The 16,712-nt window shown below is 69.7% G+C and carries 14 protein-coding genes, 1 tRNA gene and 1 pseudogene; 11 read left to right on the top strand and 5 right to left on the bottom strand.

Annotated elements, in window-relative coordinates; translation table 11 throughout:
• Positions 1–50: 50 nt before the first annotated feature.
• The 5 genes and pseudogenes from ACSJDX_RS12250 to ACSJDX_RS12230 all read left to right on the top strand — a co-directional run bounded on the left by ACSJDX_RS12250 (position 51) and on the right by ACSJDX_RS12230 (position 4,515).
• Positions 51–2,219, top strand: a complete 2,169-nt coding sequence (locus tag ACSJDX_RS12250) for an outer membrane protein assembly factor BamB family protein (protein ID WP_264632336.1) — start codon at positions 51–53, stop codon at positions 2,217–2,219.
• On the top strand, positions 2,216–2,854 hold the full coding sequence (locus ACSJDX_RS12245) for an HAD family hydrolase (protein WP_264632335.1): 639 nt from the start codon (positions 2,216–2,218) through the stop codon (positions 2,852–2,854). The genes ACSJDX_RS12250 and ACSJDX_RS12245 overlap by 4 nt, the downstream gene beginning before the upstream one ends.
• A 20-nt stretch (positions 2,855–2,874) precedes the next feature.
• Entirely contained in the window at positions 2,875–3,633 is a 759-nt protein-coding gene (locus tag ACSJDX_RS12240; protein WP_264632334.1) for an N-acyl homoserine lactonase family protein, read from the top strand.
• 96 nt (positions 3,634–3,729) lie between these two features.
• A pseudogene (locus tag ACSJDX_RS12235) lies at positions 3,730–4,305 on the top strand (IS256 family transposase); the annotation flags it as partial.
• Positions 4,306–4,439: 134 nt separating this feature from the next.
• A tRNA-Val gene (locus ACSJDX_RS12230) sits at positions 4,440–4,515 on the top strand.
• A gap of 67 nt (positions 4,516–4,582) precedes the next feature.
• On the opposite strand, the gene ACSJDX_RS12225 is transcribed toward ACSJDX_RS12230, so the two are convergent.
• Positions 4,583–7,366 (bottom strand): ATP-binding cassette domain-containing protein, encoded by a 2,784-nt coding sequence (locus ACSJDX_RS12225; RefSeq protein ID WP_438352944.1) that lies wholly within the window; start codon positions 7,364–7,366, stop codon positions 4,583–4,585.
• Between the two features lie 99 nt (positions 7,367–7,465).
• Here ACSJDX_RS12225 and ACSJDX_RS12220 point away from each other — a divergent pair, with 99 nt between their 5' ends.
• Positions 7,466–7,681, top strand: coding sequence for a PLDc N-terminal domain-containing protein (locus tag ACSJDX_RS12220; RefSeq protein ID WP_438352943.1), 216 nt, complete (start codon positions 7,466–7,468; stop codon positions 7,679–7,681).
• A 27-nt stretch (positions 7,682–7,708) separates the two neighbouring features.
• Here the strand turns inward: ACSJDX_RS12220 and ACSJDX_RS12215 are convergent, their stop codons facing one another.
• From ACSJDX_RS12215 to zapE, 3 genes are all read right to left on the bottom strand, one after another.
• The gene (locus ACSJDX_RS12215) at positions 7,709–8,263 is read right to left on the bottom strand and encodes a type II toxin-antitoxin system PemK/MazF family toxin (protein WP_438352942.1); all 555 of its coding nucleotides are present in this window, start codon (positions 8,261–8,263) and stop codon (positions 7,709–7,711) included.
• Positions 8,264–8,370: 107 nt separating this feature from the next.
• Complete coding sequence (locus ACSJDX_RS12210) at positions 8,371–9,645, bottom strand: ammonium transporter (protein ID WP_438352941.1); 1,275 nt, start codon at positions 9,643–9,645, stop codon at positions 8,371–8,373.
• Positions 9,646–9,815: 170 nt separating this feature from the next.
• Positions 9,816–10,859, bottom strand: coding sequence for a cell division protein ZapE (zapE, locus tag ACSJDX_RS12205; RefSeq protein WP_438352940.1), 1,044 nt, complete (start codon positions 10,857–10,859; stop codon positions 9,816–9,818).
• A gap of 148 nt (positions 10,860–11,007) precedes the next feature.
• On the opposite strand from zapE, the gene ACSJDX_RS12200 reads away from it, so the two are divergent.
• Both ACSJDX_RS12200 and ACSJDX_RS12195 read left to right on the top strand, forming a co-directional pair.
• Entirely contained in the window at positions 11,008–11,910 is a 903-nt protein-coding gene (locus ACSJDX_RS12200; RefSeq protein WP_438352939.1) for a sulfurtransferase, read from the top strand.
• Positions 11,911–11,948: 38 nt separating this feature from the next.
• Positions 11,949–12,389, top strand: a complete 441-nt coding sequence (locus ACSJDX_RS12195) for a SufE family protein (RefSeq protein ID WP_438352938.1) — start codon at positions 11,949–11,951, stop codon at positions 12,387–12,389.
• Between the two features lie 4 nt (positions 12,390–12,393).
• Here the strand turns inward: ACSJDX_RS12195 and ACSJDX_RS12190 are convergent, their stop codons facing one another.
• Positions 12,394–13,614: an alpha/beta hydrolase family protein gene (locus ACSJDX_RS12190; RefSeq protein ID WP_438352937.1), complete on the bottom strand. Its 1,221-nt coding sequence runs from the start codon at positions 13,612–13,614 to the stop codon at positions 12,394–12,396.
• A gap of 25 nt (positions 13,615–13,639) precedes the next feature.
• Between ACSJDX_RS12190 and ACSJDX_RS12185 the strand changes: the two genes are divergently transcribed.
• The 3 genes from ACSJDX_RS12185 to ACSJDX_RS12175 all read left to right on the top strand — a co-directional run bounded on the left by ACSJDX_RS12185 (position 13,640) and on the right by ACSJDX_RS12175 (position 16,701).
• Positions 13,640–14,230: a DUF3000 domain-containing protein gene (locus ACSJDX_RS12185; RefSeq protein WP_438352936.1), complete on the top strand. Its 591-nt coding sequence runs from the start codon at positions 13,640–13,642 to the stop codon at positions 14,228–14,230.
• A complete protein-coding gene (locus ACSJDX_RS12180) occupies positions 14,223–15,422 on the top strand; it encodes a ribonuclease D (protein WP_438352935.1) in 1,200 nt (399 codons plus the stop codon). The genes ACSJDX_RS12185 and ACSJDX_RS12180 overlap by 8 nt, the downstream gene beginning before the upstream one ends.
• 73 nt (positions 15,423–15,495) lie before the next feature.
• A complete protein-coding gene (locus tag ACSJDX_RS12175; RefSeq protein ID WP_438352934.1) occupies positions 15,496–16,701 on the top strand; it encodes a thiolase family protein in 1,206 nt (401 codons plus the stop codon).
• The last annotated feature ends 11 nt before the right edge of the window (positions 16,702–16,712 follow it).

The following is a 16,712-nucleotide window of genomic DNA, read 5'->3' as shown; positions in this document are numbered from 1 at the left end:
GCACACCCTCTCGGTGTGCGGTGGCCCCATCCTCTTCTTTTGGAGTTCACATGCTTGGCATCGTTTCCACCCCGGATGGCACGCCCATCGCCGATGTCGCCGTCAGCAACGGCCGAGACGTCGTGCTCACCGACGCCGATGGTCGATTCGAGCTGCCGGCGGCCACCCCGTTCGTCACCGTCACGGTCCCCGCGGGGTACTCGACCGGCACCTGGTGGCTGCCGGCCGCGGATGACACGCAGCTCGCTTTCGTTCTCGAGCCCCGAGAGCAGACGCTCCCGTATGAGTTCATCCACCTCACCGACACGCATCTGACCATCCCCGCGGTCGAGGCCGTGAACTCAGGCCTGTACTCGGAGGGGAGCATCCCCTCAGAACTCACGGCCTTCCTCGCTTCCCTGCCCGACCGAGCGCCCGCCGCCCAGGCCATCTTCGTGACCGGCGACCTCGCCGACCACGGCATCGCGGAAGAGTTCGAAGCCTTTTCCGATGCCGTCGCGAAGAGCCCGCTGCCGATGCGGGTCGTCCCGGGCAACCACGACCACATGAATGGCACTCACGGCAGCATCATCAGCCGCAACAACTACCTCACCAACACCGGCGACCCGGCACTCTACGAACGCATGATCGGCCCGCGCTGGTACAGCTTCGACATCCCGGGCCTCCACGTGGTGGCCATGGACTGGCACAGCCACGAGACGGGCCACGACCACGACCTGCAGAACGCCTGGCTGAACGCCGACCTCGCCGTCCGCGAGCCCGGAAGCCCCTGGATGCTGCTGTTCCACGACCAGCCCGGCAGCTCACTGCTCGAACACGCGCCCTGGCAGCCGATCGCCGCATTCTCCGGCCACTGGCACACCTCCCGCGTCGTCCGCGTCGACGGGACCCTGCACGTCAACAGCCCCACCACCTTCTTCGCCGGCCTCGACTACACCCCGCCCGCGTACCGACGGGTCATCTGGGACGGCGAACAGATCACCCTGCACACCGAGACGGTCACGATGGTTCCCGACCCGGCGCCGCTCGGAGACACCAGTCGCGCGACCTTCGCGCCCGCCGGCCACGACACACCCGCTGACGACGCCATCGTGTGGCGTGCGCAGCTTCACGGCGCCGGCCATCGCCAGAACGTCACGGTCGACGGTGAGATCGTCTTCGCCGGCGCACAGATCGAAGACGAGCCCCTGGGGTTCGTCGAAGCTCTCGACCTTACTACCGGCACCCCGGTCTGGACCACCGAGATCGAGTCCGCCGTGAAGACCGCCCCCGTCGTCTGGGGCGACGCGGTCATTGCCGCCACCGTCTCAGGGGATGTCCACGGCCTCGACCGCGCCACCGGCGAACGGCGATGGATGCTCCCCTCCAGCGACCCGCTGCGCCGCTTCGCCTGGAACGCCCCCACCGTGCACGATGGAGTAATCTACATCGGCGACCAGGCCGACCTCCGCGCCATCGACGCAGCCACCGGCGACGTGCTTTGGCGCCGCACCGACATCGCCCCGCACCACAACCTCGTCAACCATTCCCGCCCGCTGATCATCGACGATCTCCTCGTCATGGGCTTCTGGCCCACCCCCCAGCACCCCGTCGGCCTCAATCGCCACACCGGCGAGAACATATGGGCGACCGGGGACGACTCCGGCGAACTCTTCACGGCACTGAAAGCGCTGTTGATCATGGGCACCGCCACCTACGACGCCGCCGAGGACGCCGTCCTGATGCCCGCATTCGCTCACACCGTCCGCGTCGACCGCGAAACCGGGGCGATCGAATGGGTTACCGCGCATCCGGGCGCCTTCAGCCCCGCAAGCCCGATCGTCACACCCAATGGATACGTCGTCACCGCCACCGGACACGGGCTGCTCATGCTCGACCACACCACCGGCGACATCCGATGGGATCGCGAAATCACCGGCGAGGCACCCTTCCCCATGCGTTCCTACAGCAAGGCACCACACCCCGTCATCGCACCGCCCACCCTCATCGCCGATCGACTCGTGCTGCCAGGCCTCGACGGCCTCATCCGCGTCTTCGACCTCGACGGCAACCTCCTCAGCAAATCGCAGATCGGTTCGCCGCTGGCCGCGGAGCTCACAGTCGCGGGAGACCTTCTCCTCACCGTCGGAACCGACGGCATTGTGATCGCGCTCTCCACACCGGCACTCCTCGCCCGTACGACAAACAATCCCGGCGCCCGCGCCGAGGTGTCTGCATGACCGAATCAACCCGAGAATCCGCGGTCGTTCTCTTTGACTGGAACGGGACCGTCGTTCTCGACGCCGACCGCGCCCAAGGCTCACTCAACAGCGTGCTGCACCGCCGAGGCCTGCCACGCCTGGACGCCGATGGATTCGCACGCGAGTTCCACCTCCCGATGCGTCACATGTTCGAACGCCTCGGCGCCTCCGACACCGCCGCCGCCGAACGCGAATGGAACCACGAGATGACCGCCAAAACCACGGCGGCTCGCGAGGGCACCGACACTCTCCGCGCCCTCGCGCTGGCGGGAACCCGACTGGGCGTCGTGTCCGCAGCGGCTGCCGGCTCGGTCCACACCGACATGAACGCGCTCGGTCTCGACGACATCTGGGACTCGGTCGACGCGCCTGCCCCCGACAAGATCGCCGTCCTCCGAGCGCGCCGCGGAAACGAAACGCACGCCTATTACTTCGGTGACACCGTCTACGACATGCAATCCGCTCGCGCCGCCGGATACACCCCCATCGCCGTCGACCGCGGGTACACCGATACCGGCATCCTGCGCCAAGCCGGGGCCACGGCAGTGCTCACCACGTTCGACGAACTGCCGTCAGTCCTGGCTCACCCGATGACCACAACCCAAAGGAGATAACAATGTCCCACGCACTACGCATGTGGCCCCTCGACGGCGCCATCATGAACGCTGACAAGAGCGCCGTCCACTTCGGTGACAGCGGCCCGATCAAGATGCCGCTGCCCACGTTCCTCATCGAGCATGAACAAGGCCTCGTGCTCATCGACACCGGCTTGAACCCCCGGGCGTGGGATGCGCCCGGCCCGGGGGCGATCTACGAAGCGCACGCGGTCTTCCCGTTCGAATGCCCGCCCGGAAACCGCGTAGACGAGCAAATCGCAAAAGCCGGATTCAGCGTCGACGACGTCACTCACGTCATCATCTCTCACGCCCACTTCGACCACACCGGAGGTCTCTATCTGTTCCCCAACGCGAAAGTCATCATCGCTGAAGCAGAACTGGAGTACGCGTACAACCCGATCCCGTTCTACGCCTTCTTCTTCGGTACCGACGACCTCGACAAAGTACCCGACACAGCCTGGCGAAAAATCACCGGCGATCTCGACCTCTTCGGAGACGGCAGCATCCAGATCTTCCTCACCCCCGGGCACACGCCCGGCCAACTCACCACCCTCGTGAAACTCCAGAATCGGAACTTCGTCATCGTCGGAGACGCGGCGCACACCCACACAAATATGGAAGGCGTTCCAAGCCCCGTCGACCTGGACACCGACGCCGCATACCAATCCGTTGAGCGCATCAAGGAAATCGCGGCACAAGCGAACGCAGACATCTGGGTGATGCACGATGATGAGCAATGGCAGAAACTCGCCTACACGGGCACCCCATACAACTGAACAAACTCGGGCCATTTCGTTACCGTTGGCACTCGGAATAGGTTGAACCCGCCACCAAGCGGTCACAGAATACCGCCGCGTAACGGTCAACCCCACACCCTCAAGGCCCGCGGACTGGACGGGGTGAAGTTGGTGATCTCCGATGCTCACACCGGGCTGATCGCCGCGATCGACACCGTGTTCCAAGGCTCGTCATGGCAGCGGTGTCGGGTTCACTTCATGCGGAACGTGCTCGCGAACGTCCCGAAGACCGCCGGCCCGATGGTCGCGTCGATCATCCGCACGATCTTCGCGCAGCCCGACACCGAGCATGTGTTCACCCAGTTCCATGAGGTCGTCCGCATGCTGACCCGGTCGCACCCGAAGATCGCCGGCATGCTCGAGGACGCGAAGAACGACATCCTCGCGTTCTGCGCGTTCCCCGCCGCGCACTGGCGACAGATCTGGTCCACCAACCCGCTCGAACGCGTCAACAAAGAGATCAAACGCCGCACCGACGTGGTCGGCACGTTCCCCAACCCGGCCGCGCTGCTGCGCCTCGCGGGGCACGTCCTGATCGAGCAGCACGATGAATGGGACGGCGCCGACCGCCGCTACTTCTCGGAGCACTCGATGAAGCTCCTCACCGCCGAACACGAGGAGGTGGCGATCCCAGAACTGACCGCGGCATAATCACAACAGCTGACCCTGCACGGTGTTGAGAAACTCCACCACTCAGCGGGACGTCACCGTCCGCGTGTTCCGTCGTCGCGGTGCAATGAGCCGTCCGATATCGGGTAGCATCGATAACCGGCCCACGGGCCGACGGGCGATTGGCGCAGTTGGTAGCGCGCTTCCTTCACACGGAAGAGGTCATCAGTTCGAGTCTGGTATCGCCCACCACGAACCCCCGGCAACCCCGGGGGTTTTCGCATCTGACATCGGATGCCACCGGGCGATCGCCCCGAGGTCAGCGCCGGGCGGTGAGCGACGGCATCCCGCCGCGGCGCGTCATCGCGCGTCCCAGGTCGACCGATCGGCGTCCGGCCGACGCGAGGACCGCGATCACCAGATCCAGCGTCTCTCCGACGATCGCCCGCAGGCGGGCCCCGACGCCGTGCGGTCGCACGTGTCGCCGGAGCCGCCGCGCCGCCAGCAGGGTGCGGGTCTCCTCGCGCATGAGCGGGAGGGACCGCACCACGATGGCGAGGGTGTGCGCCCATTCGTCCACGGGTGCCCGGAGCACGCGCAGCGGGCGTGTCATCCGCAGGAACGCGGAGGGCAGCAGCTCGACAGGGGTCGTCCAGATCACCAGCAGCGAGAGGGCGAAGAACAGCAGTGAGAGCAGGATGCTCTGCACGTACGGCACCCATCCGCCGCCGATGGCGGCCGCCGCGCCGCTGACGATCAGGAGCGCGACCACCCACCAGGGCAGACGCGGCACGACCGACGATGGGAGCCGCGCCATCGTGGTCCCGACGATCACCAGTGCGGCCAGCAGTCCGATGGTCACCCATCCCGGGATCGCGATCGCGAGCACGGTGGAGACCGCGAGGATGGTCAGCTTCGCGACCGGGTCGAGGCGGTGCAGCGGCGACATCCCCGGAACCGCGCGCAGGACGATCCCGGTGCGTCGCGGACGGCGGCGTCGTGCGGCTTCCGCATCCACGGGACGCAGGATGCTGCTCTCCCCCGTCGCCTTGTCCGCCTCGCCGCCGTCGACGATCGTCCCCGCGGACATCGCGACGACGCGGTCGCACGCGATCCCCATCTCCTCGAGGTCGTGCGAGACCACCACGAGCGTCAGGCCGTCGGTGCGGCGCAGATGCCCGAGCAGCGCGAGAAGGCTGCGACGGCTCTCACGGTCGAGCCCGGCCAGAGGCTCGTCGAGCACGAGCACCCGCCGTCCGGCGGCGAGCAGCCCCGCGATCGCGACGCGCCGCATCTGTCCGCCGCTGAGATGATCGATGCTGCGATCGGCGAGCTCCTCGGAGAGACCGACCCGCAGCAGAGCGGAGCGCACGACGTCGTCGCCCTCCTCATCGGCCCGCCCGGAGGCGGCGAGGATGTCCTCGGCCACCGTCGGCCGCTGGAGCTGGAGCCGCGCGTGCTGGAACGACAACGCCACGGCGCCCACGGCGTCGGCGGCGGGCACGTCGTCGACGAGAGCCGCGCCCGAGGTCGGCCGCAGCAGCCCGGCCATCACCCAGGCGAGGGTCGACTTGCCCGAGCCGTTCCCGCCCGTGATCACCACGCCCTCCCCCTCCTGCGCGTCCAGGTCGATGTCGTGCAGCGCCGGCACCTCCCACGGGGTTCCCGCGTCGAATCGGTGGCCCACGCCCCGCAGACGCAGCACGACCGGCGCCGTCGGCTCCGCGGACGGTCCGATCGTGAGAGGCGGTTCGGAGGGTACCGGCCCGCCGGAGGCATCCGCGTCGACCAATCGTCCCCCGCGCATGCCGATCACGCGGTGCGCACGTGCCGCCTCCGCGGGATCGTGGGTCACGTGCACGACCGCTGTGCCGGTGCGCGCGGGCAGCGCGGCCAGCAGATCGAGCACGTCACGCCGACCTTCGGCGTCGAGCATCGATGTCGACTCGTCGGAGATCAGCAACGCGGGCCGGCGGGCGAGGGCGCCCGCGATCGCGAGGCGCTGAAGCTGCCCGCCGGAGAGGGTGTCGGTCCCCGCCGAGGCCAGCCCGTCGAGCCCCACATCGCCGAGCAGGGTCTCGACGTCGACGGAGACGCCCAGTGGCAGACCCCACCGCAGCTCCTCCGTCACCGTGCTCGCGATCACCTGGGAGTCGGCGCGCTGCGCGAGCACGAAGGTTCCGCCCGGTCGACCGAGACCCACGGCACCGGGGCGACGCACCCTCCCGGACTCCGCACGCGCCCCGGCCAGCAGCGCCACGAGGGTCGACTTCCCGGCGCCGTTCGGTCCGACCACGGCGACGAACTCGCCGGGCTCGATGCGCAGATCGAGGTCGGACACAGCCGGCTGCGCCGCACCGGGGTGCCGGTACCCCACGCCCTCGAACACGAGGGGCAGCGGAGCGACGGATGCCTCCTCCCGCCGGGTCGCGTCATCGAGCGGGTCGTCGTCGGCGAGCCACTCCACCCGCCGCGTCACCGCCGACACGACGAGGTGCGTCGCGAGCATCCCCACGACGACCGCGACCGCGACCACGACGGCGACCACCGCCGGCCAGAACGCCAGCAGGGTGTCGACGAGGCGCAGGACGCCGTCGGTGAGCGACGTCGGCAGTCCGAGCTGCGCAGCGACCTGCAGCACGCCCGAGGCCGTCGCGCGGAGCGAGGCGAAGGCCAGATCGCGCGCGGCGGCGAGGACGAAGAGCACCGCGACGGCGCCGGCGGCCGCGATCGGGGCGAGCCCCGCCGCCACCAGGGCGATCGTGCCCGCGCCGCCGCCTCGCCGGCGCACGATGCCGCACAGTCCCCCGAGGACCGCGCAGCCGATCGTGACGACCGTCGCGGCGCCCCCGCCCACCAGGAAGGCCACGAACGCCCCCGCCACCGCTCCCGCGATCACCGCACGGAGTCGGCGTCGCCGACCGACGATCGCGAACGGCACCACTGCCAGCAGCTCGATGGCCCCGAGGTGCGGCAGCATCCGCCCGATCGTCACGACCACCGCGGCCACGGCCGTGAGCACCGCGGCGTCCGCGATCTCGATCGGCCGAAGAGCGGCCCTCCGCGGGGTCGCGTCGGTGTCGGGGACGGTGTCGATGCTCATCCGCAACAGCGCACCACATCCGCGTCGATAAAGCGCTGAGAATCGGCCGTGCGGAGCGCCGTCTTGCGTGCCGCGCGATCGGGCTGACAGGCTCGGGAGATGGTCTCAGGACTCGCCGGATGGCACCTGCTCATCCTCCTCGCCCTTGTCATCCCGTTCGTGCTGGCGGCGGTGAGCATCGCGCGCAACAGGGCCACGACGGGCACCGCCAAGGCCGTCTGGGTCCTCGTGATCCTGCTGTTCCCTCTCGTCGGAGCGATCCTGTGGTTCCTCGTCGGACGTCGCTCAGGAGGCGATCCCGCCGGCGCCGCCTGACTGCAGCGAGCCGGGTCCACGCGGTCTTCAGCGTTCGACGGACCAGCCGTAGCGCTGCTGCAGCGCCTGCGCGATGCGCGCGAAGCGCTCCCGGTCGAGCGCCGCGGCCTCGCGCCGCATCCCCGATCCGTGCACGAGGTACAGCTGCTCGATGTCGACCCACGATGGGCGGCCCTGTCCGTCCCACGGCCCCGTCCCGATCGCGAGGAAGTCGCGGTCGCCGTCGTGCGCCTTGCTCGTGAGCCGCACCGCGTACACCCGGTCGGTGCTCTGTCGCGCGATCACGAGCACCGGTCGGTCTTTGCCGCGGCCGTCGTTCTCGGCGTAGGGCACCCAGGTCCACACGATCTCGCCCGCGTCCGGGTCGCCGTCGCGCTCCGGCGCGTACGTGATCGTGAGGTCGCGCGGCCCCGGCGGACGCACCTCGGACGTGGCGGTGGCACCGGACCGGCCGGCGGCGTCGGCGGAGACGGATGCCGCAGCATCCGTCCGACTCCCCGCGGCGGTGGAGCGAGGGCGCGCGGGGCTCACCGCGTCGAGCAGGCGGGAGAGGAAGCCGGTCAGGCCGGAGCGCGGGGTCACACGGTCACCCTAGCTCTGCCGGACGAACGCGAAGGAGGGGCGCCGCGATCTCTCGCGACACCCCTCCTCCGTGCTGTGGTGTGTGCTGGTTCGTGATCAGTCGACGATCAGCGGGCGTCCGTGAGGACGTAGCCCTCCTCGCCGTGGACGATCGTGTCGATGCCCGCGATCTCGTCCTCGTTCTTCACGCGGAAGCCGATCGTCTTCTCGATCGCGAAGCCGATGATCAGCGTCAGGACGAAGGAGTAGATCAGCACCGAGAAGGCGGCGATCGCCTGCACGAGCAGCTGCGTTCCGTCGCCGCCCATGAACAGGCCGGTGCCGTTGGCGAAGAAGCCCAGGTACAGGGTTCCGATGAGGCCGCCGACGAGGTGGACGCCCACGACGTCGAGCGAGTCGTCGAAGCCGAGCTTGAACTTGAGGTCCACCGCGAGGGCGCAGACCGCACCGGCGATCAGGCCGAGCACGATGGCCCAGACCGGCTGGAGCGCGGCGCACGCCGGGGTGATCGCGACCAGACCGGCGACGGCACCCGAGGCGGCACCCACCGACGTGGGCTTGCCGTCGCGGATCTTCTCGACGATCAGCCACGCGAGGAGCGCCGCGGCCGGTGCCGCGATGGTGTTGACGAACGCGATCGCCGCGGTGTTGTCGGCGGCGAGCTCGGAGCCGGCGTTGAAGCCGAACCAGCCGAACCACAGCAGACCGGCGCCGAGGAGCACGAACGGCGGGTTGTGCGGGACGTGGATGCCCTTCTTGAAGCCGACGCGGCGACCGAGCACGAGTGCGAGCGCGAGGGCTGCGGCACCGGCGTTGATGTGGACCGCGGTGCCACCGGCGAAGTCGATCGCGCCGACGCCGAACCACGTCTGCAGGCCGTAGGTGATCCAGCCGCCGTACGAGAAGGCACCCGTGGCGGGGTCGAGGCCGAAGTTGAACACCCAGCTGGCGACCGGGAAGTAGACGATCGTCGCCCAGATCGCGGCGAAGATCATCCACGAGCCGAACTTGGCACGGTCGGCGATCGCGCCGGAGATGAGCGCGACCGTGATGATCGCGAACGTGGCCTGGAAGGCGACGAATGCCATCGGCGGGTACAGCGCGCCGTCAGGCGTCGTGAGCAGGCTCGAGAGTCCGAACTCGCTCGCGTCGAACGTCCAGGGGAAGTTGATGGTGCCTGCGCTGGTCGCGGGGAACGCGATCGCGAAGCCGTAGAGCACCCAGAGCACGCCGATCAGGCCCATGGCGCCGAAGCTGAGCATCATCATGCTGATGACGCTCTTGGCCTTGACGAGACCGCCGTAGAAGAACGCGAGCCCGGGAGTCATGAGCAGCACGAGTGCCGCGGCTAGCAGGATGAATGCGGTGTTGCCTTGATCCATCTCGTGTGGAACCTCTCTGCAGGGACGCAGCAATGTCGCGTCGGGTGCGCCCAGTCTCCCTATGCGGCGTTACCGAGTGCGTGCACCTCGTGTTTCGAGGACGTTACGCGCCGCGCGCCCCGGTAAACATCAGGTTTCGTCGTGCCCGGGACATGCTCGCGATCCGGGATTCACTCGTGCGTGAGGGCCACGAGACGCGAGATCGCGCGCAGGTACTTCTTGCGGTAGCCGCCGGCGAGCATCTCGTCGCCGAACACCTGATCCAGCGGGATGCCGGTCGCGCGCACCGGGATCTGCGCGTCGTACGCACGATCGATGAAGGCGACGAACCGCAGGGCCGCCGACTGGTCGGTGAGCTGCATGACATCCCGGATCCCGATCAGGACGAGATCGTCGAGCAACCGGATGTAGCGGCTCGGGTGCACCTGCGCCAGGTGCGCGATGAGCGCGGTGAACGCGTCGTCCGAGACGAGCCCCGTCGCCGAGGCATCCGTCACCGTCCGCTCGTACTCGGTATCGGCGACCACCACCGCGGAGCCGTCGACCGCGCGCTGGCGGTAGTCGGTGCCGTCGATGCGCAGCGTCTGGAAGCTCGCGCTCATCGCGTGGATCTCGCGGAGGAAGTCCTGCGCCGCGAACCTGCCCTCGCCGAGCGCGTTCGGCGGGGTGTTGGAGGTGGCCGCCAGGCGCGTGCCCGAGGCGACCAGCTCGCCGAGCAGTCGCGTCATCACCATCGTGTCGCCGGGATCGTCGAGCTCGAACTCGTCGATGCACAGCAGATCCGAGCCGCGGAAGAGTTCGACGGTCTTCTGATACCCCAGCGCGCCGACCAGCGCCGTGTACTCGATGAACGACCCGAAGTACTTCCGACGTGCGGGCAGGGCGTGGTAGACGGATGCCAGCAGGTGGGTCTTCCCCACGCCGAACCCGCCGTCGAGGTACACGCCGGGCTTCACCTCGGGCGCCTTCTTGGCGCGGCGGAAGAGTCCGCCGCCCTTGGGGGCGGGGCCGCCGCTGCCGGCGAACGCCTGCAGGATCTCCTTCGCCTCCTGCTGCGACGGGTACGCGTCGTCGGCCCGGTACGAGTCGAACGTGGCGCCGTCGAACTGCGGCGGCGGCACGAGGGCGGCGACCATGTCGGCCCCGGAGACCTGCGGGGTGAGGTCGGCGATGTGCACGATGCCGGTGCGCGCCGAGGTCGGGGCCTGAGTCATGGCGGGAATCCTGTGTCGCAGTCTTACGGAACGGGAGCGCGTCCGCCGCGAGCGCATAGGGTCGAAGGGACGGTGTCAACCCTAACGCCGTCCTCCCGCCGCCCTCTCCCGGACGCCTCGCTCCGGGCGACACCCTCAGGAGCATGCCGTGACCGTCGCCACCGACACCTCGAACCCGAAGTTCGCCGAGTACGCCCATCCCGAGCGGCTCGTCTCGACGCAGTGGCTCGAGGAGCGGCTCGGTCAGCCGGGACTCGTCGTGGTCGAGTCCGACGAGGACGTGCTGCTGTACGAGACCGGCCACATCCCCGGTGCGGTGAAGGTCGACTGGCACACCGAGCTCAACGACCCCGTCGTCCGCGACTACGTCGACGGCGCCGGTTTCGCCGAGCTGCTCGGCCGCAAGGGCATCTCGCGCGACGACACGGTGGTGATCTACGGCGACAAGAACAACTGGTGGGCCGCCTACGCGCTCTGGGTGTTCTCGCTGTTCGGCCACGACGACGTGCGGCTGCTCGACGGCGGCCGCGACCGGTGGATCTCCGAGGGGCGTGCGGTGACGACGGATGCCTCGACCCGCGCGGCCACGCTGTACCCGGTCGTCGAGCGCGACGACTCGGCGCTCCGCGCGTACAAGGACGACGTGCTCGCCCACCTCGGCAACCCGCTTATCGACGTGCGCTCCCCGGAGGAGTACTCGGGCGAGCGCACCACCGCCCCCGCCTACCCCGAGGAGGGCGCGTTGCGCGCGGGGCACATCCCGTCCGCGCAGAGCGTGCCGTGGGGCAAGGCCGTGGCGGAGGACGGCGGCTTCAAGAGCCGTGCGGAGCTCGAGGCCGTGTACCTCGACGGCGCGGGGCTGCGCGCCGGCGACAGCGTCGTGGCCTACTGCCGCATCGGCGAGCGGTCGAGCCACACCTGGTTCGTGCTGCAGCACCTGCTCGGCTTCGAGGGGGTGCGCAACTACGACGGTTCGTGGACCGAGTGGGGCAGCGCCGTGCGCGTCCCGATCGTGACCGGCGCCGAGCCGGGCGCGGTCCCGACGCGCTGAGCGACCGGGCCGCGCACCGCGGTGGGAGGATGGAGCGGATGACCGACACCGCCGTGCCCGCCCTGCTCGCCGAGTTCCGCGACGACTTCCTCGATCTGCCGGAGCCCGAGCGACTGCAGCTGCTGCTGGAGTTCTCGATGGAGCTCCCCGACATGCCCGAGCGGTACGCCGACCACCCCGAGCTGTGCGAGCGGGTCGCGGAGTGCCAGTCGCCCGTCTACATCGTCATCGACCGCACGGAGGACGGCACCGTCGCGATGCACGCCACAGCGCCGAAGGAGGCGCCCACGACACGGGGGTTCGCCAGCATCCTCGCCCAAGGACTGACCGGACTCACCGCCGAGCAGGTCCTGGCGGTGCCCGACGACTACCCGCAGAGCCTCGGTCTCACCCGGGCGGTGTCGCCGTTGCGGATCGCCGGCATGACCGGCATGCTGCTGCGCGCGAAGCGTCAGGTGCGAGCCAAGTTCGACCTCTGACGGGTCACGCGGCGGGATCGGGCGCCGTGTCGAGCACGTGCGCGGCGACCCAGCGGCGGATCGTCTCGTTCCACCGCTCCTGGTCGTAGTTCCACAGCTTCGTGTGGCGCGCGACCTCGAAGACCTCGAGCTCGACCAGGTCGGGTCGGGCGTCGGCGAGCAGGTGCGAGGCATCCGATGGCACGAATCCGTCATCGTCCGAATGCAGGACGAGGATCGGATGCCTCAGCTCCCCCGCGCGCGCCACCACGTCGAGGGCTTCGAACGGGATCGGCGACCGCGACCCCGCGGCACGCGAGGCCCACGGCGACTGCAGGGCGCTGATCGCCAGTTCGGGGATGGGCTTGGGAAGATGCAGCAGGCGAGCCTGGTAGTCGAGCACCACGCGCCAATCGACGACCGGGGAATCCAGCACGATGCCGACGATGGCGTCGGCGTGCGCGGAGCCGAGCGCCGCCTGGAGCACGACCGCACCGCCCATCGACCAGCCCATGAGAACGATGCGCGTGGCGCCGCGGCGACGGGCGAACCCGATCGCGGCGTCGACGTCGCGCCACTCCGTCGCGCCGAGCGCATAGGTTCCGGTGCGGCTCCGCGGCGCTTCGCCGTCGTTGCGGTACGACACGATGAGCGTCGAGAGTCCCAGGCCGTGGAACACGGGCACGGCGCGCAGGCACTCGGATCGCGTGGTACCGCGACCGTGCACCTGGATGACCCACGTGTCGGAGGCATCCTCCGACGGGAAGAGCCACGCCGGGCACGGACCGACCGGCGACCCGATCAGCTCGGGGGTGAAGGGCAGGTGGAGCTCTTCGGGACGGGCGTAGTACCAGCCGCTGAACGCCGCATCGGGGGCGAGGCGCGCCCCCTCGGTGACGTGGGTGAGCAGCTTGCGCTTGACCGTCGTGGCGTCTTCGGACAGCACGGATCCGAGCTTCACGTACTGCTCGGTGCCGGTCACGAACAGGCCGTAGCGACCGGGCAGCGCGGTGTCGGCGGAGCGGGTCAGCGTGACCGTCTGGGCAGCCGTGTCCAGCGCCACCAGCCGCGTGTCGGGCACACGGGGAGACGGGGTCACGACGCGGCGGGCGACGCGCAGGGAGACCACGCCCAGAGCCGCGACGGTGAAGGTGAGGGCACCCGCCAGCAGCCCCACCGTCGTCTTGACGGCGGTGGCGAGGAGAGGGGATGCGCCGGGCGATGCGGCGCGCCTGGGGGCGACCATCGAGGCCTCAGCCTAGTCTGTCGACGTGACTGAGCACGGCCGTCCGTCGGCCCCGTCCCTCTTCGACCACGCCGTCGAGGAGATCCGCGCCACGGAGTTCCGCGACGACCTCGTCGTGCGCGAGATCACCGCGCCCGCCGGCGTCGCACCCTTCTCGCTCGCGGTGGCCGCCGACATCCGTCCCGAGGTCGACGGCGTCGACTCGCCCTACGGCACCGGCCGGTTCATCCTGCTCCACGACCCCGACGAGCCCTCGGCGTGGGGCGGCCCCTGGCGGATCGTCTGCTTCGCGCAGGCACCGCTCGAGCCCGAGATCGGCACCGATGCGCTGCTGGCGGATGTCGCGTGGTCCTGGCTGGTCGACGCGCTCGACTCCCGCGCGGCGGCGTACCACTCGGCATCCGGGACCGCCACGAAGACCCTGTCGAAGGGGTTCGGCTCGCTCGCCGAGGAGGGCGACGGCGCGCAGATCGAGTTGCGAGCGTCGTGGACGCCGTCGGGTAGCCTGTCTCCGCACATCGAGGCGTGGGCGGAGCTCGTGTGCATGCTCGGGGGACTTCCCCCCGGATCGGAAGGGATCGCAGTGCTCGGTTCGCACAGGTCGACGCGTGGCTGAGTACACGGTCATCTCGGATCACGAGGGACTCGAGGCCGCGGCGAGAGCCCTTGCGGGCGGCTCCGGCCCCGTCGCCGTCGACGTCGAGCGCGCCTCGGGGTTCCGCTACTCGCAGCGTGCCTACCTCGTGCAGCTGTTCCGCCGTGACGCCGGAGTCTTCCTCATCGACCCGCCCGCCCTCGGCGACGTCTCGGCGATCCAGAACGCGATCGGCGACGTCGAATGGGTGCTGCACGCGGCCAGTCAGGACCTCCCTTCGCTGCGAGAACTGCATCTCGTGCCGCCGACGATCTTCGACACCGAGCTCGCCGCCCGCCTGCTCGGGCACGAGCGGGTCGGCCTCGGAGCGGTGGTCGAGACCACCCTGGGCATCACGCTCGCGAAGGAGCACTCCGCCTCCGACTGGTCGACGCGGCCGCTCCCCCAGTCGTGGCTCGAGTATGCCGCGCTCGACGTGGAGCACCTCATCGACGTGCGCGACGTGCTCGTCGCCGAGCTCGACGAGCAGGACAAGGCCCGCTTCGCCGCGGAGGAGTTCGAGGCGGTGCGCACGCGCGAGCCGCGTCCGCCGCGCGACGACCCGTGGCGTCGGCTGAGCGGGCTGCACACGGTGCGGGGCCGCCGCAACCTCGCGATCGCGCGCGCCCTGTGGACGGCACGCGAGGAATACGCCCGGGAGCAGGATGTCTCCCCCGGCCGTCTGGTGCCCGATCGCGCCCTCGTGGCCGCGGTCGCCGGAGCACCTGCGACGAAGCAGGACCTGGCGCGCATCAAGGAGTTCACCGGCCGAGCCAGCCGCACGCAGCTCGATCGGTGGTGGGCGGCGATCGAGGCCGGACGCGCCGAGACCGACCTGCCGCCGGAGCGGGTCTCCACGGGAGAGTCGCTCCCCCCGCCCCGCGCGTGGCCTGATCGCAACCCCGCCGCCGACGCACGGCTCAAGGCGGCGCGACCGGTGGTCGAGGCGCATGCCGAAGCCCTGCACATGCCCACCGAGAACCTCTTGACGCCCGATCTGCTGCGCCGGGTCGCCTGGGCACCGCCGGCGGACGTCACGGCGGACAGCATCGGCGCCGCCCTCGCGGCGCTGGGCGCGCGCGCCTGGCAGATTGAGCAGACTGCACAGCTGATCGCCTCAGCCTTTGTCGATTCCGTGCAAGAGCCCGAGAACGCCCCGGAGACGGGTTCGTAGGTTCGGACCAACCGATTCCGGGCGCTCCGAGGCCCCGCCTAGGCTGGCTGCATTCCCAACTTTTGGAGGCAGAGTGGCCGAGATCTCGGACGTCTTCTTCGTCGACGGCATGCGCACACCTTTCGGTCGCGCCGGCGAGAAGGGCATGTATTGGAGCACCCGTGCGGACGACCTCGCCGTCAAGGCGACGATCGGACTCATGGAGCGCAATCCGGCGGTGCCCGCCGCGCGCATCGACGACGTCGCCCTCGCGGCGACCTCGCAGACCGGTGACCAGGGGCTGACGCTCGGCCGCTCCGTCGCGCTCCTGGCCGGGCTGCCGCAGACCGTCCCGGGCTTCGCGATCGACCGCATGTGCGCCGGCGCCATGACGAGCGTGACCACGATGGCGGGCTCGATCGGTGTCGGCATGTACGACCTCGCTCTCGCGGGCGGTGTCGAGCACATGGGTCGCCACCCCCTCGACGGCAGCAACGTCGATCCGAACCCGCGTTTCGTCGCGGAGAAGCTGGTCAGCCCCGATGCCCTCAACATGGGCATCACCGCCGAGCGCATCTTCGACCGGTTCCCGCAGTTCACCAAGGAACGCTCCGACCGTTACGGCATGCTCAGCCAGCACAAGGCGCAGGCCGCCTACGACGCGGGGAAGTTCCAGCCCGATCTGGTGCCCGTCGCGGTCAAGGGCGCCGACGGTGCGTGGGGCCTGGCCACCGAGGACGAGGGACGCCGTCCCGAGACGACGATGGAGGGGCTCGCCACCCTGAAGACGCCGTTCCGCCCGCATGGCAGGGTGACGGCGGGGACGTCCTCGCCGCTGACCGACGGCGCGACGATGTCGCTCCTGGCCGGCGGCGCCGCCGTCAAGGAACTGGGCCTGACGCCCAAGATGAAGCTCGTCTCGTTCGCGTTCGCCGGCGTCGAGCCCGAGGTCATGGGCATCGGCCCGATCCCGTCGACGGAGAAGGCCCTGAAGAAGGCCGGGCTCACCATCGCGGACATCGGTCTGTTCGAGCTCAACGAGGCGTTCGCCATCCAGGTGATCTCGCTCCTCGACCACTTCGGCATCGCCGACGACGACCCCCGCGTCAACGGCTGGGGCGGTGCGATCGCGCTCGGGCACCCGCTCGCGGCATCCGGCGTCCGCCTCATGATCCAGCTCGCGGCCCAGTTCGCCGAGCGCCCCGACGTGCGCTACGGCCTCACCGCGATGTGCGTGGGCCTGGGCCAGGGCGGCTCGGTCATCTGGGAGAACCCGCACTACAACGGCAAGAAGAAGTAAGGGCTCCGACG

Origin of the sequence: Microbacterium fluminis, assembly GCF_051549805.1 — a bacterium.
Lineage (GTDB): Bacteria > Actinomycetota > Actinomycetes > Actinomycetales > Microbacteriaceae > Microbacterium.
Note: the sequence above shows the minus strand (reverse complement) of the source record. Positions and strands in the feature narration are given on the sequence as shown.

Bases quoted from the DNA above. Each gene is read 5' to 3' on its own strand.
- ACSJDX_RS12245 (WP_264632335.1), top strand. From the start codon at position 2,216: ATGACCGAATCAACCCGAGAATCCGCGGTCGTTCTCTTTGACTGGAAC.
- ACSJDX_RS12250 (WP_264632336.1), top strand. From the start codon at position 51: ATGCTTGGCATCGTTTCCACCCCGGATGGCACGCCCATCGCCGATGTC.
- ACSJDX_RS12195 (WP_438352938.1), top strand. From the start codon at position 11,949: ATGACCGACACCGCCGTGCCCGCCCTGCTCGCCGAGTTCCGCGACGAC.
- ACSJDX_RS12225 (WP_438352944.1), bottom strand. From the start codon at position 7,366: ATGAGCATCGACACCGTCCCCGACACCGACGCGACCCCGCGGAGGGCC.
- ACSJDX_RS12190 (WP_438352937.1), bottom strand. From the start codon at position 13,614: ATGGTCGCCCCCAGGCGCGCCGCATCGCCCGGCGCATCCCCTCTCCTC.
- zapE (WP_438352940.1), bottom strand. From the start codon at position 10,859: ATGACTCAGGCCCCGACCTCGGCGCGCACCGGCATCGTGCACATCGCC.
- ACSJDX_RS12240 (WP_264632334.1), top strand. From the start codon at position 2,875: ATGTGGCCCCTCGACGGCGCCATCATGAACGCTGACAAGAGCGCCGTC.
- ACSJDX_RS12220 (WP_438352943.1), top strand. From the start codon at position 7,466: ATGGTCTCAGGACTCGCCGGATGGCACCTGCTCATCCTCCTCGCCCTT.
- ACSJDX_RS12210 (WP_438352941.1), bottom strand. From the start codon at position 9,645: ATGGATCAAGGCAACACCGCATTCATCCTGCTAGCCGCGGCACTCGTG.